The 20,937-nt window shown below is 73.5% G+C and carries 17 protein-coding genes; 3 read left to right on the top strand and 14 right to left on the bottom strand.

Annotated features, from left to right (window positions below; genetic code table 11):
* Both ACWGN5_RS05375 and ACWGN5_RS05370 read right to left on the bottom strand, forming a co-directional pair.
* The coding region (locus tag ACWGN5_RS05375; RefSeq protein ID WP_453511466.1) for a TerD family protein at nucleotides 1-577 on the bottom strand (577 nt) is incomplete at its 3' end.
* Between the two features lie 132 nt (nucleotides 578-709).
* A complete protein-coding gene (locus tag ACWGN5_RS05370; RefSeq protein WP_453511464.1) occupies nucleotides 710-1,285 on the bottom strand; it encodes a SprT-like domain-containing protein in 576 nt (191 codons plus the stop codon).
* Nucleotides 1,286-1,493: 208 nt separating this feature from the next.
* Here ACWGN5_RS05370 and ACWGN5_RS05365 point away from each other — a divergent pair, with 208 nt between their 5' ends.
* Nucleotides 1,494-2,741: a TOMM precursor leader peptide-binding protein gene (locus ACWGN5_RS05365; RefSeq protein WP_453511462.1), complete on the top strand. Its 1,248-nt coding sequence runs from the start codon at nucleotides 1,494-1,496 to the stop codon at nucleotides 2,739-2,741.
* A 41-nt stretch (nucleotides 2,742-2,782) separates the two neighbouring features.
* On the top strand, nucleotides 2,783-4,132 hold the full coding sequence (locus tag ACWGN5_RS05360; protein ID WP_453511460.1) for an ABC1 kinase family protein: 1,350 nt from the start codon (nucleotides 2,783-2,785) through the stop codon (nucleotides 4,130-4,132).
* 288 nt (nucleotides 4,133-4,420) lie between these two features.
* Here the strand turns inward: ACWGN5_RS05360 and ACWGN5_RS05355 are convergent, their stop codons facing one another.
* The 5 genes from ACWGN5_RS05355 to ACWGN5_RS05335 all read right to left on the bottom strand — a co-directional run bounded on the left by ACWGN5_RS05355 (nucleotide 4,421) and on the right by ACWGN5_RS05335 (nucleotide 8,283).
* The gene (locus ACWGN5_RS05355; RefSeq protein ID WP_453511459.1) at nucleotides 4,421-4,603 is read right to left on the bottom strand and encodes a hypothetical protein; all 183 of its coding nucleotides are present in this window, start codon (nucleotides 4,601-4,603) and stop codon (nucleotides 4,421-4,423) included.
* A 100-nt stretch (nucleotides 4,604-4,703) separates the two neighbouring features.
* Nucleotides 4,704-5,027, bottom strand: coding sequence for a hypothetical protein (locus ACWGN5_RS05350; protein WP_351192661.1), 324 nt, complete (start codon nucleotides 5,025-5,027; stop codon nucleotides 4,704-4,706).
* Entirely contained in the window at nucleotides 5,024-5,392 is a 369-nt protein-coding gene (locus tag ACWGN5_RS05345) for a WhiB family transcriptional regulator (RefSeq protein WP_453511457.1), read from the bottom strand. Before ACWGN5_RS05345 ends, ACWGN5_RS05350 begins: the two co-directional genes overlap by 4 nt.
* A gap of 173 nt (nucleotides 5,393-5,565) precedes the next feature.
* Nucleotides 5,566-5,931, bottom strand: coding sequence for a hypothetical protein (locus ACWGN5_RS05340; RefSeq protein ID WP_453511455.1), 366 nt, complete (start codon nucleotides 5,929-5,931; stop codon nucleotides 5,566-5,568).
* Nucleotides 5,932-6,102: 171 nt separating this feature from the next.
* Nucleotides 6,103-8,283 (bottom strand): ATP-dependent DNA helicase UvrD2, encoded by a 2,181-nt coding sequence (locus ACWGN5_RS05335; RefSeq protein ID WP_453511453.1) that lies wholly within the window; start codon nucleotides 8,281-8,283, stop codon nucleotides 6,103-6,105.
* Between the two features lie 211 nt (nucleotides 8,284-8,494).
* Here ACWGN5_RS05335 and ACWGN5_RS05330 point away from each other — a divergent pair, with 211 nt between their 5' ends.
* Entirely contained in the window at nucleotides 8,495-8,737 is a 243-nt protein-coding gene (locus tag ACWGN5_RS05330) for a mycoredoxin (protein WP_369146392.1), read from the top strand.
* Between the two features lie 77 nt (nucleotides 8,738-8,814).
* Here ACWGN5_RS05330 and ACWGN5_RS05325 read toward each other — a convergent pair whose 3' ends face one another.
* The 7 genes from ACWGN5_RS05325 to ACWGN5_RS05295 all read right to left on the bottom strand — a co-directional run bounded on the left by ACWGN5_RS05325 (nucleotide 8,815) and on the right by ACWGN5_RS05295 (nucleotide 20,788).
* Nucleotides 8,815-9,606: a hypothetical protein gene (locus ACWGN5_RS05325; protein WP_453511451.1), complete on the bottom strand. Its 792-nt coding sequence runs from the start codon at nucleotides 9,604-9,606 to the stop codon at nucleotides 8,815-8,817.
* A 65-nt stretch (nucleotides 9,607-9,671) separates the two neighbouring features.
* The gene (gene nudC / locus ACWGN5_RS05320; protein WP_453511449.1) at nucleotides 9,672-10,640 is read right to left on the bottom strand and encodes an NAD(+) diphosphatase; all 969 of its coding nucleotides are present in this window, start codon (nucleotides 10,638-10,640) and stop codon (nucleotides 9,672-9,674) included.
* Nucleotides 10,641-10,675: 35 nt separating this feature from the next.
* Nucleotides 10,676-12,094 (bottom strand): dipeptidase, encoded by a 1,419-nt coding sequence (locus ACWGN5_RS05315; protein ID WP_453511448.1) that lies wholly within the window; start codon nucleotides 12,092-12,094, stop codon nucleotides 10,676-10,678.
* Nucleotides 12,095-12,103: 9 nt separating this feature from the next.
* Nucleotides 12,104-15,529: an ATP-dependent helicase gene (locus tag ACWGN5_RS05310; protein WP_453511446.1), complete on the bottom strand. Its 3,426-nt coding sequence runs from the start codon at nucleotides 15,527-15,529 to the stop codon at nucleotides 12,104-12,106.
* 82 nt (nucleotides 15,530-15,611) lie between these two features.
* Nucleotides 15,612-16,418 carry a hypothetical protein gene (locus tag ACWGN5_RS05305; protein WP_453511445.1) on the bottom strand — a complete coding sequence of 269 codons (807 nt, stop codon included), beginning with the start codon at nucleotides 16,416-16,418 and terminating at the stop codon, nucleotides 15,612-15,614.
* A 91-nt stretch (nucleotides 16,419-16,509) separates the two neighbouring features.
* Entirely contained in the window at nucleotides 16,510-17,274 is a 765-nt protein-coding gene (locus tag ACWGN5_RS05300; protein WP_453511444.1) for a hypothetical protein, read from the bottom strand.
* A gap of 130 nt (nucleotides 17,275-17,404) precedes the next feature.
* Complete coding sequence (locus tag ACWGN5_RS05295) at nucleotides 17,405-20,788, bottom strand: ATP-dependent helicase (protein WP_453511442.1); 3,384 nt, start codon at nucleotides 20,786-20,788, stop codon at nucleotides 17,405-17,407.
* Nucleotides 20,789-20,937: the final 149 nt, after the last annotated feature.

The raw sequence follows: 20,937 nt of genomic DNA, 5'->3' as shown, positions 1-20,937 counted from the left end.
GGCCGAAGCCGGGGGCCGGGGCCTGCTGCTGCGGCGCCGCGGGCTCCTCCTCGGCGACCTCGCCGCCGAAGTTCCGCAGGAGCGCCTCCAGGCCTCCGTCGAAGCCCTGGCCGACGGCGGCGAACCGCCACACGTCCTTGAGGTAGAAGTCGCCCAGCATCACCGCGCGTTCGGTGGTGAACTCCGCGCCCGTGAACGCGTAGCGCGCGACCTCCTCGCCGCCCGCCACGATCCGCAGGTGACCGGGGCCGACCTGGGACATCTGGCCGGCGCCGTCGATCGTCGCGGTGAACGACAGCTTGTGGATGTTCGCGGGGATGCGGTCGAGGGTGATGCGGAACGACTCGGTGTCACCCGACTGCGCGCCGAGCAGCTGGATGGACTCCTCCGGCGACTTCGGCTGGTTGAAGAAGACGAAGTAGCGGTCGTCGGAGAGCCGCTCGTCCGCGTCGAGTCCGAAGCAGCTGATGTCGAAAGTCAGTCCGGGCGCCGCGATCTGCACACCCACGTACAGATCGGTCCCCGCAGTCAGATCACTGATCTTGGCCTTGTGGCCGCGTTGGAATTCCCTGGCCATGCGTAACGACCGTCCCCCATCCCGAATGGCGAATGCTCGCGCCAGGCTAACGTCTGTGCACGACATTGAGACAGGCCAGGTCGTTTTCGGTACGGAATCGGGAAACACGCACGCACGCGCGCGGCGGCGCCGTCACTCCTCGCGGGCCGCCGGAAGCTGCGGCAGGCGTTCGGCGGCGACCACGCCCTCCAGGTAGCCGCGGGCCCGCTCGGTGCGCGGGTACGCCTCGAGGAGCCGCCAGAACCCGGGGCCGTGTCCGGGGACGAGCAGGTGGGCCAGCTCGTGCAGGAGGACGTAGTCGACGACGTACTCGGGCATGCCCTGGAGCCGGTGGGAGAGGCGGATGCTGCCCTCGGAGGGGGTGCAGGAGCCCCAGCGGGTGTTCTGGTTGGTCACCCAGCGGACCGAGCCGGGGCGGGCCCGGCCGCCGAAGTACTGCTCCGAGAGGCGCAGCGCCCGCTCCGTGAGCTCGCTGTCGCCGAGGACCCGCCGGCTCTCCTGGGCGGCGAGCTTGTCGAGCATGACGCCGACCCAGCGGCGCTCCTCCGCCTCCGACATGCGGGCCGGGATGAGCACGATGGTCCGGTCGCCCTCACGGTAGGCCGAGACGGATTTCCTCCGCCGTGGGCTTCTGCGGACCTCGACCGCACTCGTCCCCGCCCCGCGGGGCGGTTCGCTGGTCACGCTGCGCTGTGGGTCGGCGGGCACGGGCCCGACGTTACCCGCTGGCGGCCGGGGAAGTCCCGCCCCGGGAGTGGTTTCGGGAACGATCCGACCCGACCGCGCACCATTTGAATGACTAATCCCCCGGCCTGTGGACAACTTTCGGCGGCCGTCGCGGCGACGGTCCATTCTCGGCTGGGACGACACGAAAAGCCGTTGTCGATCATGGGGACGGACTGACGGGGGCGGGGAAATGCATCCGATGGTGAAACCGGCGCTGCGGCGGACGTGGCGGAGTCTGCGGTGCGTCCAGTTCGGCGTCGCCCCCGCGCACGCGGTGGTGCTCGGCCCGGTGGACCAGGAGACGGGGGCGGTGCTCGGGCTGCTCGACGGCACCCGCGGGACCGCGCTGCTGCGGGCCGAGGCGCGGGCGCTCGGTCTCCCGGACGGGCGTCTGGAGGCGCTCCTTGGCCGGCTGGAGTCGGCCGGGCTCCTCACGGACGCCTCGACCGGGCGGCCCGGGAAGGCGGGGCCGGCCGCCGGCGCGGTGGACGTCGCGCTCGACCCGCTCCGCGCGGACCTGGCCTCCCTCTCCGTGGTCCACCCCGAACCGGAGCGGGCGGCGCGGACCCTGACGGCCCGGCGGGCCCTGCGCGTCCAGGTCCGCGGCGCGGGGCGGGTGGGGGCGACGGTGGCGGCACTGCTCGCGGCGGCGGGCGTGGGCACGGTCGAGGTCCTCGACTCGGGCCGGGTCGAGCCCTGGGAGACGACCCCGGGCGGCCTCCCGACCGAGGCGGTCGGCGAGCGCCGGACGACGGCGGCCCGCCGCTTGGTGGGCCGCTGGGCGCGGGAACTGGGCCGCGGTGGACCGGCGGGAGGGGCCGGACCGGGCGGGGCGGGCGGACCGGGCGGGGCGGGCGGACCGGGCGGGGCGGGCGGGCCCGGTGGGTCGCGGCGCCCGCGCGGTCGGGGTGGGCCGGGTGAAGGTCCGGGTGAGCCCGGGTTGTCACTCGTCGTGGTGACGCCCCGGGACGGTCTCGGCGCGTACGTCCCCGATCCTTTGCCCGCCGAGCCGTGGATCTCCACCGGCACCCCCCACCTCTACGCGGGCGTCCTGGAGGCGACGGGGGTCGTCGGGCCGCTCGTGCTGCCCGGTGGCACGGCCTGCGCGCGGTGCCTCCAGGAGGAGCGGACGGACCGGGACCCGGTGACGCCCCGGCTGCTCGCGCAGTGGCGCTCGGGCGCCCCGCACCCGCTGCCCGCCTGCGACCTCGGCCTCGCCACGGCGGTGGCGGGGCTGGCCGCCGCGCACGCGCTGGCGTTTCTGGACGGGGACCTCCCGGCGAGCACGGGCACCCGCTGGGAGGTGTCGCTGCCGCTCCTGGAGTGGCGGGCGGAGCGGCTGAGACCGCACCCGGCCTGCCCGTGCGGGGCGGCGCGCGGACGAGAAGGGGAGCGCGCCTCGGCGGCCGGGGACGCGCACGACACAATGGCGGGGTAACGGCCCTGCGCGGCACGGCAGTCTGGGTTTTGGAGGGGCGTATGTCTGATCTTCCCCGGAAGGCGGTCACCCGGACCGCCAAGTTGGCCGCGTTGCCACTGGGCTTCGCGGGCCGGGCCACCTGGGGTCTGGGCAAGCGGATCGGCGGCAGATCGGCGGAGCTGGTCGCCCGCGAGCTCCAGCAGCGCACGGCCGAGCAGCTGTTTCGCGTTCTGGGTGAGCTGAAAGGCGGGGCGATGAAGTTCGGACAGGCGATGTCCGTCTTCGAGTCGGCCCTGCCGGAGGAGGTCGCCGGGCCGTACCGGGCGGCGCTGACGAAGCTTCAGGACGCGGCCCCGCCGATGCCGACGCGTACGGTGCACGCGGTCCTGGAGGAGCGGCTGGGCGCCGAATGGCGGGAGCTGTTCCTGGAGTTCGAGGACAAGCCGGCGGCCGCGGCCTCGATCGGGCAGGTGCACCGGGCCGTGTGGCACGACGGGCGCGAGGTCGCGGTGAAGGTGCAGTACCCGGGCGCCGGGGAGGCACTGCTCTCGGACCTGACGCAGTTGAGCCGCTTCGCCCGGCTGCTCGGCCCGCTCGTCCCGGGCATGGACATCAAGCCGCTGATCGCCGAGATGCGGGACCGGGTCTCCGAGGAACTGGACTACGGCCTGGAGGCGGAGGCCCAGCGGATCCACGCGGAGGAGTTCGCGGACGATCCGGACGTGGTGGTGCCGGCGGTGGTGCACCAGTCGGAGCAGATCCTCGTGACCGAGTGGATGGACGGGGTCCCGCTCGCCGAGGTGATCGCGGACGGCACGGAGGAGCAGCGGGACCGGGCGGGGCAGCTCCTGGCCCGCTTCCTCTTCTCGGGCCCGGCGCGCACGGGGCTGCTGCACGCCGATCCGCACCCGGGGAACTTCCGGCTGCTGCCGGGCGCCGGGGAGGACGACGGGCCCGAGGGCTGGCGGCTCGGCGTCCTGGACTTCGGCACGGTGGACCGGCTGCCGGGCGGGCTGCCGGAGACCATCGGGACCTGTCTGCGGATGGCGGTCACCGGGGAGGCCGAGACGGTCTACGAGCTGCTGTGCGGCGAGGGCTTCGTGAAGGAGTCCGTCGCGCTGGACCCGGAGGCGGTCCTTGAGTACTTGCTGCCGATCATCGAGCCGGCCGAGGCGGAGGAGTTCGTCTTCACCCGGGGCTGGATGCGGGCGCAGGCGGCGCGGATCGCGGACCCGCGCTCTCCGGCGCACCAGCTGGGCAAGCAGCTGAACCTGCCGCCGGCGTATCTGCTGATACACCGTGTGACGTTGAGCACGATCGGGGTGCTGTGCCAGTTGAACGCGACGGTGCGGCTCCGCGACGAGCTCACGGAGTGGCTCCCGGGCTTCGAGGCGCCGGCCTCCGCGTAGGACCCGCGCCCGGGCGGGCGGCGCCCACGCCCGTGTGTGCCCGCGCCCGGGCGGGCGCCGCCCACGCCCGTGTGGGCAATCGTCCCGCAGGGCGGGACGGGTGGGCACACGGGACGGCGCGCTCTCGCGGCGCCTCCGCGTTCCGCGCCTGGACCCGCACCACCCGTGCACCGTCACTCGCGGTGCGGGTTCAGGCGCGGGAGCCTCTGGCGCCGGCATGGGCGCCGTTCCGTTGTGCCCACCCGTTCCGCCCCTTGCGGAACGCCTGCCCACAACGGCGGGGCGGCGTCACCACCAGGTGGAGTCCAGGCGGCCTTCGATGGAGCGGATGTTGGCTCGGGCGCAGTCCTCGCAGAAGTACTGCCGCCGGCCGTTCTCCACCGAGCAGGTCCAGGTCAGCGGCAGCGTCTCGGTGGTCTTGCCGCAGCGCGCGCAGACGAAGGGTGCCTCGGGGGTACGGGCGTCGTTCACCCTGGTGACGATAGCCCGGCGGAGACGCCGCGGACCGGACAACGCACCGCGGGGGCCGGTCCGTTCGGACCGGCCCCCGCGGGAGGCATCACGGCGATGCTCAGTGCATGACGGCCATGGCGAGCGCGCGGCGGGCGCGCAGCGAGACGCGCTCGGCGCGGCGCTGCATGCGCCGGGCGGCGACCAGGCGCACGGCCTGGCGTTCCGCGTCGGCCTCACGCTGTCGCTCGTGCATATGGGCACGGGCCAGGGCTTCTGGGGCGAGTTGCATTTCACGGGTCCTGTTCTGTCGCGCGGTGTGCGCGGCGGCGGGGGAGAAGACTGGGGTCGCGGAGCCGGCGGGCTCGCTGGTGGAAGAGGTCATCGGGGCCTGCTTCTGGGGATCGTGCGTGAGGGGGCGGTCGATGGTTCCGGTGGCGCTCATGCCGCGACCGGGTTCTTGCGCGGACGGCCACGGGGCCGCTTGCGGGCCACGACCACGCCCTGGACGAAGAGCTCGCCGCCCCAGACGCCCCAGGGCTCGCGGCGCTCCTTGGCGCCGGCCAGGCAGGCCGCGACGAGCGGGCAGGTCTGGCAGAGGGACTTCGCGTACTCGACGTCGGCCGGGGACTCCGCGAAGAAGACCTCGGGGTCGTAGGCGCGACAGGGTACGGGGACGCCGAGGTTCTCGATGGCGTCGTCGAGCGCGGTGAGCGCGGTGAGGGGGGTCAAAGCGGGGTCCTCCGTGAGGCCGGGCTGGGGGATCGATTCGGAATGCGGTACGGACGGGGCGTGCGCTTCGAGTTGCACGGTGGTCTTTCCTCGTCTGGTCGTTCCGGCCTGTTGGCCGGGGTTTCGGCTGGTACCGGGCGGTGTCTTTCCCGAGGCCCCTTCGCGCCGTCGTCCCCGTTCGGGGACAAACAGAAGGGCCGCGGATCCCGGGTGGGGTTCCGCGGCCCTGAAGGCGCCGGTCTGATCATGGATCAGACTGGATCACTCCAGGGTTCGAGCCCACGGAAGGCCCACATCATGTGGTGGTGCGTCGTCGTCTGCTGCTGGGTTCCGGCACCGGTCGCCGCAAAGCCATAGGCCGTGGCCTTGCCTGCTACTCCTGCTTCCAGTGCCTTGGTCGGTCGCTCATTGCGCGGAGCCACGGCGGCCGCACCGAGACCGGCAAGACCGGTGACGGGCAGGCCGGCGACGGGCAGACCGGTGCCAATGAGCGCCGAGGCGGAGAGGCCGAGCGAGCAGGCGGAGACGACCGAGCGATCGGTCATTTTGGCCGTGCCGACGATGCTGACGGTGCTGATGGAGCTGGCGGTGCGGGTCTGAATGGTGGTGCTGATCACTGGAATCGCCTCCTCTCGGCGTCTCGGAGGGCTCGGGTGCGAGCCGGACCCTCATGTTTATTTGGACAAGTACAGCACGAAGACAGGGCTTCGAAGAAGCGCTGTTTCCGTGGTTAAGAACCTATGGGGCTTGACGGGGCGGGCGCAAACTATTTTTTCGACGAGTTTTCCTCAGACCTCGTCCTCGCCCGTCCCACCGTCCTCACCTGCGCAGATGGCCAGGACCTCGGCTCCGAAGCGGTCGAGCTTGCGGACGCCGACGCCGGCGATCGAGGAGAGCTCTCCGTCGGTGGCGGGGACGCGCTCGGCGATCGCCATGAGCGTCTTGTCGGTGAACACGCAATACGCGGGCTGGCCGAGCTCCCTGGCCTGTTCCGATCGCCAGTCCCGCAGCCGCTCGTACAGGGCCTCGTCCATGTCGGAGGGGCAGTCCTCGCAGCGCATCAGCTTCATCGCGCCCGCCTCGGTGAGGGTGGCGCCGCAGACCCTGCACAGGACGGGGCCGCGCGCCTTGCGCCGGACGGGGCCGCTCCCCCGCTCGACGGAGCCGGCGCCGCCGCCGGAGCCGAGGGTGCCGAGGGATCCCGAGCCGGGCCGCAGCCCCTTGAGGAAGCGGCTGGGGCGCCGGTTGGCGCGGCCGCCCGGGGAGCGGGAGAGCGCCCAGGAGAGCGTGAGGTGGACCCGGGCCCGGGTGACGCCCACGTACAGCAGGCGGCGCTCCTCCTCGACCTGCTCGTCGGTCTTGGCGTAGGTGATGGGCATCATGCCCTCGGTGAGGCCGACCAGGAAGACGGCGTCCCATTCGAGGCCCTTGGCGGCGTGCAGCGAGGCGAGGGTGACGCCCTGCACGGTCGGCGCGTGCTGGGCGGCGGCCCGCTCGTCGAGCTCGGCCACCAGGTCGGAGAGGGTGGCTCCGGACTTGGCGCGGGCGAAGTCCTCGGCGAGCCGGACGAGCGCGGCGAGGGACTCCCAGCGGTCGCGGACGGCGCCGGATCCCGCGGGCGGCGTGCTGGTCCAGCCCTTGGTGGAGAGGACGGCCCTGACCTGTGCGGGGAGGTCCTCGGCGTCGTCGAGGAGCGAGTCGTTGCCCCCGGCGCGGGCGGCGCCGCGCAGCGCGATACCCGCCTCCCGTACCTCCTGGCGCTCGAAGAAGCGCTCGGCGCCGCGGAGCTGGTAGGGCACTCCGGCGTCGGCGAGGGCCTGCTCGTACACCTCGGACTGGGCGTTGATCCGGTAGAGGACGGCGATCTCGCCGGCCGGGACGCCGGCGGCGATGAGGTCGCGGATCCGGCGGGCGGTGCCCTCGGCCTCGGCGGGCTCGTCGGCGTACTCCGTGTAGACCGGCTCGGGGCCCGGGTCGCGCTGGGAGATCAGCTCCAGGCGGTGCTCGGCGGCCCGGCCGCGGGCCTGGCTGAGCAGCCCGTTCGCCAGGTGGACGACCTGCGGGGTGGAGCGGTAGTCGCGGACCAGTTTCACGACCGTGGCGCCGGGGTGCCGGGTGCGGAAGTTCAGCAGGTGGTCGGGGGTGGCGCCGGTGAAGGAGTAGATCGTCTGGCTGGCGTCGCCGACCACGCAGAGGTTGTCGCGGTCGCCGAGCCACAGGTCGAGCAGCCGCTGCTGGAGCGGCGAGACGTCCTGGTACTCGTCCACGACGAAGTGCTGGTACTGGCGGCGGATCTGGTCGGCGATGTCGTGCCGGTCCTGGAGGATGCCGACGGTGAGCAGCAGCACGTCCTCGAAGTCGATCACCGAGCGGTCGCGCTTCAGCTGCTCGTACATGGCATAGATCTGGCCGATCTCGGCCGGGTCGCGGGGGGCCTCCCTGACGGACTTGGCGACCGCGGCCGGGTAGTCGGCGGGGACGGTCTGGGTGACCTTGGCCCACTCGATCTCGCTGGTCACGTCCCTGAGCTCGTTCCGGTCGAGCCGGATCCGGCAGCGGGCCGCGGCGTCGGCGACCAGCTGGATCTTCCGCTCCAGGAGCCGGGGCAGCTCGCCACCGACTGCTTTCGGCCAGAAGAACTGGAGCTGGCGGAGCGCCGCGGAGTGGAACGTACGGGCCTGGACACCGCCCGCGCCGAGCTGCCGGAGCCGGCCGCGCATCTCGCCGGCGGCCCGGTTGGTGAAGGTGACGGCGAGCACACTGGCGGGCTGCAGGATGCCCGCACGCACCCCGTACGCGATGCGGTGGGTGATCGCCCGCGTCTTGCCCGTACCGGCTCCCGCGAGCACGCACACCGGCCCGTTCAGGGCAAGGGCGACCTCGCGCTGCTCGGGGTCGAGCCCGTCGAGCACCGCGTCGGCCGTCTCCGGGACCTGCGGGAAGAGAGTGGAGTGCGTTGCTGCTGTCACCCCGCCATGCTGCCAGGTCGCGAGGGCCGGTGCGGCGGCTCATCCACAGGCGGGACCCATAGGCGGGACCCATAGGCGGGATCCACAGGCGGGATCCACGAGCGGGATCCGCAGGCACGTGCCGCCGGTCATACGAATTCCGGGAATGGGGCGGGAAGGGCGTACGTTCTCCCTCTCGGCACCCGTCCGCGAACAAGAGGAGCGCCTGGTCATGCAGGGCACTGTGACGATGTACAGCACCACGTGGTGCGGCTACTGCCGTCGGCTGAAGAGCCAGATGGACCGCGAAGGCATCGCGTACACCGAGGTCAACATCGAGCTGGACCCTGATTCGGCCGCGTTCGTCGAGAAGGCCAACGGCGGCAACCAGACCGTTCCGACCGTTCTGTTCCCGGACGGTTCGACCCTGACGAACCCGAGCCTCGCGCAGGTCAAGCAGAAGATCGGCGTCTGACCTCCGCAGGGCGAGACCCCCGATCGGCCCGGTGCCGGTCGGGGGTTTTTCCGTGTGCGGGCGGCGGAGCCGTGGGGTCAGAGGGCGAGCACGGGCCGGGTGGAGCAGTCCTCGTGGAGCTCGTCCGGGCCGTACACGAACTCGGCCATGGTCGGGTTGCGGTGGGCGGTGGCCAGGGGCAGCCAGGCCAGCAGGTGGCCGTAGCCGCCGCACACCGACTCGCCGCCGTCCCCGCCGTGGACCGCGGTGGTGTCGCTGGACAGCTCCGCACGGTAGGTGTCGTAGGCGATACGCAGGCCGAAGGCGTTCGGCTCGTTCCGCGGGCCCGGGCCGTCCCCGTACGGGAGGCTGTCGAGGGGGCAGTCGTTCCCCCAGCGGAACAGGGTCTCGGCCCCGGCGCCGCACGCGTGCTCCCACTCGTCGGAGCCCGGCATCCGCAGACCGCGCGCCGCGAGCACGGCCGGCATGTCGGCGGGCTCCTCGGTCAGGTCCTCGTCCTCCACGGCCATGAGCACGGTGGCGAGGACGACGCTTCGGCGGGGGCTGAGCACCTGGGCCAGATGGGCCCGCAGGTCCGGTCCGTCGGCGAAGCCCTCGGCGAGGCTCTCGGCGTAGTCGGCGGTCTGCCAGGGGGTCGGCCGCCAGCCCTCCGGGTCGAAGCCGAGGGTCACCGGCCCGCCGGGTATCAGGGCGAAATCCTGCCCCTCGCGCTCGATCCGGACGCGGTGCAGCGGGGCACCGAGGTGCTCGGTGGTGTCGACGAGGGTCACCCGGCCGTCGACCAGGACCGCGGCCTCCTCGGCGAAGCGGCGTGCGGCGGGCAGGTCGAAGGACCGCCACTGGTCGAGGGTGAGATCGGCGAGAGACATGCCCCGCAGTGTGGCAGGCAGGTCCGACACGGCCCCCGGCCGGAAGGCCGGGGGCTTTCCGTGCCTCAGATCACGTCGCCCGGCTTCGGCAGGGGCTTGCCGTACCAGCGCTCGATCAGGCGGGAGGCGATCGAGATGCCGTACGGGGGCAGGACCTCACCGGACTCGAAGGCGGCGGCCAGGTCCTCGCGGGAGAACCAGCGGGCCTCGTGGATCTCCTCGCCGTCCACGTTGATCTCCGAGGAGGTCGCCTTGGCGAAGAAGCCCAGCATCAGGCTGGAAGGGAACGGCCACGGCTGGCTGGCGATGTACTCGACCTCGCCGACCGTCACGCCGGCCTCCTCGAAGACCTCGCGGGCCACCGACGCCTCGATGGACTCGCCCGGCTCCACGAAACCGGCGAGGGTCGAGAAGCGGCCCTCCGGCCAGTGCACCTGGCGGCCGAGCAGCGCCCGGTCCTGCTCGTCCGTGACCAGCATGATCACCGCAGGGTCGGTACGGGGGTAGTGCTCGGCGCCGCAGGCCTGGCAGCGGCGGACGTGCCCGGCGGCCGCGACGACGGTCCGCTCGCCGCAGCGCGAGCAGAAGCGGTGGAGGCGCTGCCAGTTCTCCAGGGCCACCGCGTGCACCATCAGGCCCGCGTCGCGGTCGGAGAGCAGCAGACCGGCCTCGCGCAGCCCGGCCGGGCGGGCCGACTGGTCCATGCGGCCCGGCAGGGAGTCCTTCTGGAGCGCGAAGTACGAGACGCCCTCGGCGTCCGTGCCCAGGAAGTAGCGGTGGGTCTCGGTGACCGGGGCCTCGAAGGCCGGGGTCATCACGAGCTCCGTGGTGCCGTCGGGGCCGTCGTCGATCAGCACCTGTCCCCCGGAGACCACGAAGACCCGGGTGGTGGGGTGGCTCCAGGCCGCCGCCAGCCACGCCTCGTCGAGGCGGTGGTGGGCGGCGCGGTCGATGCCGCTCGGGGCGGTGAGCGAGATCGGGCGGTCCGCCGCCGGGTGCTTCGGGCTGCTCGGCGCGTTCTTCAGGGTGCTCACAGGTGCTTCCAACTCCCCCGGATCGGTGTGTGGGTTCAGCGCGCGGCGTGGTGGAGTGCGAGGGGCAGGTCGCTCCACAGGTGCGCGGTCGTCTCGACGCCCTTCATGAGGAGATCGAGTTCGATCTTCTCGTTGGGGGCGTGCCAGCCGTCGGACGGGACGGAGATGCCGAGGAACAGGACGGGCGCGCCCAGGACGTCCTGGAGGTCGGCGGCCGGTCCCGAGCCGCCCTCGCGGGTGTAGCGGACCTTGGCGCCGTCGAAGGCCCTGCTCATGGCCCCGGCCACGGCCTTGAGGGCGGGGTGGCCGAGGGGGGTGAGGCAGGGGCGGGTCGGGGCGCCGAAGACGATCTCGTACCGGATGCCGGCGGGGACGAGCGCGGCCAGCCAGTCCCGTACCGCGAGCTCGATCTTGGCCGGGTCCTGGCCCGCGACCAGCCGGAACGACAGCTTCAGCTGGGCGGAGGCGGGGACGATCGTCTTGCCGCCGGGGCCCTGGTAGCCGCCGCCGATGCCGTTGACCTCGGCGGTGGGCCGGGCCCACACCCGCTCCAGGGTCGAGAAGCCGGCCTCGCCGAGGGTGCCGTGCGACTTGGCCGTCCGCAGCCAGGCCTCCTCGTCGAAGGGCAGCTCGGCGACGAGGGCCCGCTCGGCCTCCGTGAGTTCCGTCACCCCGTCGTAGAAACCGGGGATCGCCACGTGCTCGTGCTCGTCGTGCAGGGCCGCGACGATCCGGCCCGCGACGGTCGCCGGGTTCGGCACGGCGCCGCCGAAGGAGCCGGAGTGGATGTCCTGGTCGGGGCCGTACAGCTCGATCTCGCAGTCCGCGACCCCGCGCATGCCGGTGCAGACGGTCGGGGTCGTCTCGGACCACATGCCGGTGTCGGAGACGATCACGACGTCGGCGGCGAGCCGCTCGGCGTGCTCCTCGACGAGCGCCCGGAAGTGCGGGGAGCCGGACTCCTCCTCGCCCTCGACGATCAGCTTGAGGTTGACGGCGGGCGCGGTACGGCCGGTGGCGGCCAGGTGCGCGCGGACGCCGAGGGTGTGGAAGAACACCTGCCCCTTGTCGTCGGCCGCCCCGCGCGCGTACATCCGGCCGTCGACCACCGTCGGCTCGAACGGGTCCGTGTGCCAGCCGTCCTCACGGGCCGCGGGCTGCACGTCGTGGTGGCCGTAGACGAGGACGGTCGGGGCGTCCGGGTCCCCCGAGGGCCACTCGGCGAAGACGGCGGGAGCACCGTCCGTCTCCCACACCTCGACCGTGCCGAAGCCCGTCTCCGTGAGCTTGGCGGCGAGCCACTCGGCGCTGCGCCGTACGTCCCCGGCCCGGTCCGGCTGGGCCGACACGGAGGGAATGCGCAGCCACTCGGCCAGGTCGCCGAGGAAGGCGGCACGGTGCTGCTCGACGTACGTACGTACGGTGCGGACGGCGCTGTCCGGGGTCTCGCTCATGCCCCGAGCCTATCCGGCGTCCGGGGGTGCCCCTCCCAGCAGGATGGCCTCCAGCTCCGCCCGGCCGGGCAGGCGGGTGGGACGCGCCACCTCACCCGTTCGGACGTACACGAACGCGGCGGCCACGTCCTCGGGCGCGAGGCCGTGCTGCTCGGCCCAGGCGAGCCGGTAGAGCGCGAGCTGGAGCGGGTCCGCCGAGCGGTCCCGGCTGGTCTTCCAGTCGACGATCTCGTACGCGCCGGAGTCCGGGTCCCGGTAGACGGCGTCGATCCTGCCGCGGACGACCCGGCCCGCGAGGGAGAGGTGCACGGGGACCTCGACGCGGTACGGGGTGCGGTGGGCGTACGGGGTGCGGGCGAAGGCCTCCTTGAGCTCGTCGAGGTCCCGCTCGTCGAGGATCTCCGGCTCGCCCGCGAAGTCCTCGCCGCCGGGGAGCTCCTCCGGGCCGAGGAACGGCAGCGGGAGCTCCTCGAACCGGGACTCCACCCACGCGTGGAAGCGGGTGCCCCGGCGGGCCGCGGGCTGCGGCGGCTTGGGCATGGGCCGGGCCAGCTCCTGCGCGAAGCCGTCGGGGTCGGCGGCGAGGCGCAGCACCTGGGAGGCGGAGAGGTACGCGGGGAGGAGGACGTCACGGGTGGTCGCGCGGGCGCGGCGGAGTTCGGTGGTGAGGGCGGTGAGGTCTCGGTCCCAGGAGGCGATGGTCTTCGTGTCCTCGGGGGTGAGCGGGCGTGCCTCCTCGCGAGGGGCCGGGACCGCGTCCGCGTGGGTGTCTTCGGGGAGGGTCTCCTCGTCCCAGATGGGTTCGTCCTCGTCGGGCCAGAGGTCCTCGGGGTCGGGGTCCGGGAGGTCGGGCGCCGTGCTCGGGGGGTTGTGCCCACCCTCCCCCGAGCTCTCGGCTTCGCTCGAGCAGGGGGGACCCCCATCGCCCTGCGGAACGTATGCCCACAACCGGGCCGTCACGGCTTCCGCCGCCGCCCTGCGCCTCATCAGCGCTTCCGTGTCCAGCGGCAGTGGCCACGCCTGGTCCCTGCCCTCTTCCGTCAGGGACGGGTTCTGGGCGTCCTCTTCCGGTTCCTCCGCCCACGCCTCGATCTCGCCGTGGCCCGCCTCGCAGTGGTCGTACAGCGCCTGGAGGAAGTCCGAGGGGCCCCGGGGCTTCTTCTGGGCCGGGCCCCACCAGTGGGCGGAGCCGAGGAGGAGGGAGCGGGGGCGGGTGAAGGTGACGTAGCCGAGGCGGAGCTCCTCGGTGTGCTGGTGGTCCCGCATCGCGTTCTTGAAGGACGTGAGGGACTTGGCGTCCCAGGTGTCGATGCCCGGCAGGGTGGCCGCGTCGCCGCGCAGGGCGTGCGGGAGCACCTGGGGCTGCGAGGTCCACGACTCGCGGGCGCGGGCGCTGGGGAACTGGCCGGTGACCAGGCCGGGGACGGCGACGACGTCCCATTCGAGGCCCTTGGACTTGTGGGCGGTGAGGACCTTCACGGTGTTCTCGCCGCCCGGCAGCGCGTTGTCGAGGCCCTTCTCGAACTGGACGGCGGTGCGCAGGAAGCCGAGGAACGCGAGGAGGCTGGCCTCGCCGTCGAGGGAGGCGAAGCCGGCGGCGATGTCGAGGAAGTGGCCGAGGGTCTCGCGGCGGCGGGCGGCGAGCGCGTGCGGGGAGGCGGAGAGCTCGACCTCCAGGCCGGTCGCGGCGAGGACCCGGTGGAGCACGTCCATGAGGGGATCGGCGAGCGAGGTGCGCAGGGCGCGCAGTTCGGTGGCGAGGCGCGCGAAGCGGACCCGGGCCTCGGCGGAGAAGGCGAGGCCGTCGTCGGCGGCGCCGGAGTCCAGGAAGGTGTCGAGCGCGTCCGCGAGGGAGACGACCTCGGCCGGGTCGACGCCCTCGACGGCGGCGGCGAGCCGCTGCTCGGGGTCGGCCTCCTCGCCGCCGCGGTGGACGAGGAGGCGGGCGCGGCGGCCGAGGAGGGCGAGGTCGCGGGCGCCGATGCGCCAGCGGGGGCCGGTGAGGAGGCGGACCAGGGCGGCGTTGGCCCCCGGGTCCTGGAGGACCTCGCAGACGGCGACGAGGTCGGCGATCTCGGGCAGGTGGAGGAGGCCGGAGAGGCCGACGACCTCGACGGGCACGTCACGGGCGACGAGGGCCGCGTGGATGGCGGGGAAGTCGGTGGCGGTGCGGCACAGGACGGCGATCTCGCCGGGCTCGCGGCCGGTCCGTACGAGGTGGGCGAGGGAGTCGGCGAGCCAGTCGATCTCCTCGGCGTGGGTGGGGAGGAGGGCGATGCGGACGCTGCCGTCCTTCTCGGCGCCCGGGGCGGGGCGCAGCGCCTCCACGCCCGCGTGCATGGCGCGCAGGGGGGCGGCGAGGCCGTTGGCGAGGTCCAGGAGGCGGCCGCCGCTGCGGCGGTTCTCGGAGAGGGAGTAGCGGCTCGCGGGGCTGCCGTCGGCGTGCGGGAAGTGCTCGGGGAAGTCGTCCAGGTTGGCGACGGAGGCGCCGCGCCAGCCGTAGATGGCCTGGCAGGGGTCGCCGACGGCGGTCACGGCGTGTCCGGTGCCGCGGCCGGCCGGGCCCTGGCCGAAGAGTCCGGAGAGCAGCAGCCGCTGGGCGACGGAGGTGTCCTGGTACTCGTCGAGCAGGACGACCTTGAACTCCTCGCGGAGGATCGCGCCGACCTCGGGCCGGGTGGTGGCGAGCTCGGCGGAGCGGGCGATCTGGTCGCCGAAGTCGAGCAGGTCGCGGGAGCGCTTGGCGGCGCGGTAGCGGACGACGAGGTCGAGGAGTTCGCGGCGGGCGGCGGAGGCCTCGGGGATCTTGCGCAGTTCGGCGTTGCTGAGCCGGGCCCCGGCGAGGGCGTCGAGGAGCTCGGAGTCGTACGCAAGGAGCCGCTCGGGCGGGACGAGGTGCTCGGCGAGCTCGGCGTCGAGGGCGAGCAGGTCGGTGATGAGGGTCGGGAAGGACCGGGTGAGCGCCGGGTACGGGCCGGGGGCCTCGCGCAGCACGCGCGCGGCGAGCTGGTAGCGGGTGGCGTCGGCGAGGAGGCGGGAGGTGGGCTCCAGGCCGATGCGGAGGCCGTGGTCGGTGAGGAGCTGCCCGGCGAAGGCGTGGTACGTGGAGATGCGGGGCTCGCCCGGGGGGTTGTCCGGGTCGATGACGTCGGGGTCGGTGACGCCGGCGCGGACGAGGGCGGTGCGGACGCGCTCGGCGAGCTCGCCGGCCGCCTTGTTGGTGAAGGTGAGACCGAGGACCTGCTCGGGGGCGACCTGGCCCGTGCCGACCAGCCAGACCACGCGGGCGGCCATCACCGTCGTCTTGCCGGAGCCGGCGCCGGCCACGACGACCTGCGGGGCGAGCGGCGCGGTGATGCAGGCCGTCTGCTCCGGGGTGAACGGGATGCCGAGGAGCTCCTTGAGCTGCTCGGGGTCGGTGAGGTGTGCGGTCACCTCAAAGAGGCTAACGGGGCCGACTGACATTCCGGTCCCGTACGCCTCTGACCTGGGGTGTTACCTCGGGTGGGCGCGGGTTCTACGCGGGGCCGCCGCCGTCCAGCCTGGAGAGGTCGACGGTCTCGTCGGCCGGCGGGGCCTTCACCACGACCGGCTTGTCGTAGTCGGAGAGCACGATCGCCCCGGGCTCGTCGCCGCCGGTCTTGACCATCTTCAGGATGTACGGCTTGCCCTTCTGGGAGACGGACACGGTGGTCGTCTCGCCGCCCTCCTTCTTCTTCACCAGGGTCGCGACGGGGGTCCCGTCGACCTCGGCGTCCGGTCCCCGGGTGAGTCCCCTGCGCTGTTCCTTGTCCTTGTCCAGGTCGGCGAGGAGCGACTTCAGGTCGCAGACGCCGCCGAGGTCCTCGCTGCCCGCCTGTCCCGGGGCGATCTTCAGCCAGCGGCCCTTGATCAGTTCGAGGGTGGCGGTGATCTGCGGCTCCGGCATGCCCTGGGAGGCCATGGAGGCCCGCCAGAACGCCTCGTCGCCCTTCATGTAGGTGACGTGGTCGAGCCGGCGCAGTTCGGCGGTGCCGTCCTTGATCTTGATGAGGCCGGTGCACTCGCCCTTGTCGTTGACGGCGAAGTCGATGCCGAGCGGCTCTCCTTGGCTGACGACCTTGCCGGTCATGCGCAGGGAGGTCGCGGACCGGGTGGCGGTCACGGCCCGGTCGCCGATCTGGTCGGCGGTGAGGTCCGCGAACGGATCCGGGGAGGGGGCGACGGACACCCCCGGGGCCGCCGGGGCCGCCGCGGTCGCCGTCGTCGTCACGGGTCCCGCGACGACGAGGGCGGCGCAGGTGACGGCCGCGGCACGGAGCTTTCGGTGGGAGTGGGACGCCATGCGTACCTCCTCGCGGTGTCCCCGAGGCTCCCACCAGCGTCGCCCCGCGCGCGCGTGCCCGCGACTTCTGGGCCTCACGGCCCGGGGTGGGTCAGGAAGCGCCCTTCATCAGCTCTTCCATGTCGACGACCTCGCTCTTCGGCGGGGCGGTGACGCTGACCGGCCGGCCGTAGTCGCTGAGGGTGACCGTGCCCGGCTCGTCGCCGCCGGTCGTCACGACGCGGAGGATGTACGGCTTCTCGGCGTCCTTGGCCACGTAGAAGGTCGTGGTCTCGTCCTTGTCCTTCTTGCTGAGGACGGCGGCGGGCTTGCCGTCGACATCGGCGTCGGCCTCGCGGGTCAGGCCCTTGCGCGGCGTGTCCTCGTCCATGTCCTTGACGATCTGCTTCAGGTCGCAGAACGCGCCGGGGCCCTCGCCCGCGCCGCTCTCGCTCGGCATCTTCATCCAGCGGCCCTTGAGCAGCGCCGACATGGAGTCGGACTCCGCCGAGGACTCGCCCTCCTCACCGCCGGTGGACTTCCAGAAGGCGTCGTCGCCCTTCATGTAGCTGGTGCCGCCGGTGCCGACGATCTCGGCGCTGCCGCCCGTGGGCGTCTTCATCGAGCCCTTGCAGTTGCCCTTGTCGTCGACGGCGAAGTCGATGGTCATCTCCTCGCCGTCGGTCTTGCCGGTGCCGTTCATGTGGAAGGCGGTGGCCGCCTTCGTCGTCTCGACACCCTTGTCGGCGATGGCGTCGGCCGTGAGTCCCGCGAAGGGGTCGGCGGCCTTGTCGTCGCCCTTGGAACAGCCCGTGACACCCGCGACCACGGCCACACAGACCGTCGCCGCTGCCCAGAGCTTCCGGTTGGCCCTCATGCGCGTACTCCTCACAGCGTCTTTCACAGCTTCTCTTCACCGCGCCTTTAGGTGGGCGCGCAAGGAGTGACCCGTGAGACCGGTCGAAGGATGTACGGGGGGAACGTGACGCTCCGCACATGCCGCCGGGTCAGTCGACGACCTGGCGGCCCTCCGGCTGGGCGCTGCACGAGGCCCGGAAGGCGCAGGTCGTGCAGTGCTGGCCGGTGCTCGGGGTGAACCGCTCGTCGAGGACCCGGCCCGCCGCGTTGGCGAGCAGCTCGCCGACCCACTCCCCGGTGAGCGGCTCCTGCGCCTGGACCTTGGGCAGGGCGTCGCCGCCCTCCTTCTTCGGGGCGGCCTGCCGCAGCTGTACGAGCTCGGCGCCGCCCGGCTCCGGGCGGTCGCCGCCGAAGACCTCGTCGAGGGCGCCCTCGCGCACCGCGAGCTGGTAGACGGCGAGCTGCGGGTGGTGGGCGACCTCGTCCTTGGTGGGGGCGGACTTGCCGGTCTTGAAGTCGACGACGTACGCGCGCCCGTGCTCGTCGGTCTCGACGCGGTCCATGGAGCCCCGGATGCGGACCTCGTACTCCCCCGCCTCCAGGGTCACGTCGAAGCCGTGCTCGGATGCGGCGGGGGTGCGGCCGCCGCGGTCCATGACGTGCCAGCTCAGGAAGCGTTCGAGGGCCACGCGCGCGTGCTGCTTCTCCTGCGCCGACTTCCAGGGGGCGTCGAAGGCGAGCGCGTCCCAGACGGAGTCGAGCCGGGCCATGAGGACGTCCAGGTCGGCCGGGGTGCGGCCGGAGGCGACCTCGTCGGCGAGGACGTGGACGACGTTCCCGAAGCCCTGGGCGGCGGTGGCGGGGGCCGCCGCCTTGACCTCGCGGCCCAGGAACCACTGGAGGGAGCAGGTGCCGACGAGGTTCTCCAGGGAGCTCGGCGACAGCGCCACCGGCCGGTCGCGCTCGCGGAGCGGGGCCGCGCTGTGCGTCGGCTCGAACAGGCCCCACCAGCGGTCCGGGTGCGCGGCCGGGACCAGCGGCTGACCGTCCTCGTCGGTGAGCGCGGCCAGCCGGGCGAGCCGGTCGGCGGCCGCCTCCCGGAGCTCGGGCGAGGCCTCCGGGTCGACGGTGGTGGCGCGCAGCTCGGCGACGAGCGCGGCGACGGCGAGCGGGCGGCGGGGGCGGCCGGGGACGTCCTTCGGCTCGGCGCCGAGCTCGGTGAGGAACCGGGACGGCTGGTCCCCGTCCTCGGCGGCGGCCTTCACGGCGGTGACGACGAGCCGGTCGCGGGCGCGGGTGGCGGCGACGTAGAACAGCCGGCGCTCCTCGGCGAGGAGGGCGCCGGGGGTGAGGGGTTCGGCGAGGCCGTCGCGGCCGATGCGGTCGGCTTCCAGGAGCGAGCCGCGGCGGCGGAGGTCCGGCCAGAGGCCCTCCTGCATGCCGGCGACGACGACGAAGCTCCACTCCAGGCCCTTGGAGCGGTGGGCGGTCATCAGTCGGACGGCGTCCGGGCGGGTGTGCCGGCGGGTGAGGGTGTCGGCGGCGATGTCCTGGGCGTCGAGCTCTTCGAGGAAGTTGAGGACGCCTCGGCCGCCGACGCGCTCCTCGGCGCGGGCGGCGGTCTCGAAGAGCGCGCAGACGGCGTCGAGGTCGCGGTCGGCATTGCGCCCGGCGGGGCCGCCGCGGAGGGCGGCGCGCTCCAGGCGGCCGGGCCAGGGGGTGCCGTTCCAGAGCACCCAGAGGGCCTCCTCGGCGGTGCCGCCGTCCTTCAGGAGGGTGCGGGTCTCCTGGAGGAGCCGGCCGAGACGGTGGGCGCCGCGGGCGTAGGCGGGGTCGTGGGCGACGAGGCGCTCGGGCTGCGCCAGCGCCTGGGCGAGCAGGACGTCCGAAGGTGGCGGGACCTTGTTCCCGGCGGCCCTCTCCTCGTCGCGGAGGGCGCGGCCGAGGCGGCGGAGGTCGGCGGGGTCCACGCCTGCGAGGGGTGAGGCGAGGAGTTCCAGCGCGGTCTCCACGGGGAGCCAGTCCGGGGTGTCGTCCACCTCTGGTGCGGGCTCGGCGTCCGGGGCTGGTGCGGCGCCGTCGTGGGTTGTGCCCACCCGTTCCGCCCAGGGGGCACCTCCCGGACGGAGTCTGGGGGAGGAACGCCTGCCCACAACGGTTGCCACCGCCCTCAGTGCGAGGAGCAGTGGTGTCACCGCTGGTTCGTGGCGGAGGGGGGTGTCCGCCGTGTCCGTTTCCACGGGGACTCCCGCCGAGGTGAGGGCGCGGCGGAGGGACGGGAGGGAGGCGGCGGCGCGGGTGAGGACGGCCATGTCCTGCCAGGGCACGCCGCCCTCCAGGTGCGCGCGCCGCAGCAGGTCGGCGATGTTCTCGGCCTCCGCCGAGGCCGTGGGGTACGTGTAGGCCTCCGCCCGGCCCCCGCCCCGCGTCGGGGCGAGCTCGCGGTGGGCGCGGACCTTGTCGGCGGGGAGCCGGGGCATCGGCATGCGCTGGGCGAGCAGACGGGTCGCCCCCAGGAGCTCCGCGCCCGAGCGGCGGGAGGTGCGCAGGACCTTGACGGCCGCGCCGCCGAAGGTGGCCGGGAAGTCGAGGATGCCGTTCACGTCGGCGCCGCGGAAGGCGTAGATGGACTGGTCCGGGTCGCCGAAGGCGACGACCGTGCTGCGGCCGCCGCCCGCGAGTGCGTGCAGGAGGCGGACCTGGGCCGGGTCGGTGTCCTGGTACTCGTCGACGTAGATCGCGTCGTACGCGGGCAGGCGGCTGTCCCGGGCGAGGGGTACGGCCCGGTGGACGAGCTCCGCGTAGTCGAGGACGCCCTGGAGGTCGAGGACGTCGAGGTACTCGGCGAGGAAGCCGGCCGCCGCCTTCCAGTCCGGGCGGCCGACCCGGTCGGCGAAGCGGGCGAGCGCGTCGGGCCCGAGGCCCAGTTCGCGGGAGCGCGCGAGGACGGCCCGTACCTCGTCGGCGAAGCCGCGGGTGGTGAGGCAGGCGCGGAGTTCGTCGGGCCAGCGGACGCTGCCGAGGCCCGTCTTCTCCAGGTCGATCTGGCCGGCGAGCAGTTCGCGGACGGCGAGGTCCTGCTCGGGTCCGGAGAGCAGCCGGAGCGGTTCGGCGAAGAGCTCGGCGTCCTGGTGGGCGCGGATCAGGGCGTAGCAGTACGAGTGGAAGGTGGTGGCCTGCGGCGGGCGGCGGCCGCCGAGCCGGGCGGCCATGCGGTCGCGGAGTTCGACGGCGGCCTTGCGGCTGAAGGTGAGGACGAGGAGGCGTTCGGGGTCGGCGCCGTTCTCCATGCGGGCGGCGACGGCCTCGACCAGGGTGGTCGTCTTGCCGGTGCCGGGTCCGGCGAGGACGAGGAGAGGTCCGCCGGTGTGGTCAACCACCTCCCGCTGGACTGCGTCCAGCTGAGGGGGATCCAGCGGGGCCGGCGTGGTGCGCACCAGTCGGTACGCGCCCGGGGTCCGCTGCCGTCCCTGACCCGGGTACGGCTGTCCCTGGTGCGGCGGCGTACGCCGGGTGGTGGAGGAGGAGCTCACGTGGTTCGCCGGTCCTGGTGGGTGTGGTGGTGCGGGTGAGGCGGCCCTGTGCCGTGGCCGCCGCCTCGGGAGACGCGAACGTCGACGTTACGCGAAGCGGGCCGTCGACGAGCCGTACTCCGTGCCGCGTCCACCCCCGCGGACCCGTC

The sequence above is a fragment of the Streptomyces sp. NPDC055815 genome, from assembly GCF_053616475.1.
The sequence above is the reverse complement of the archived record's forward strand: the minus strand, read 5'-3'. Positions and strand labels throughout refer to the sequence as shown.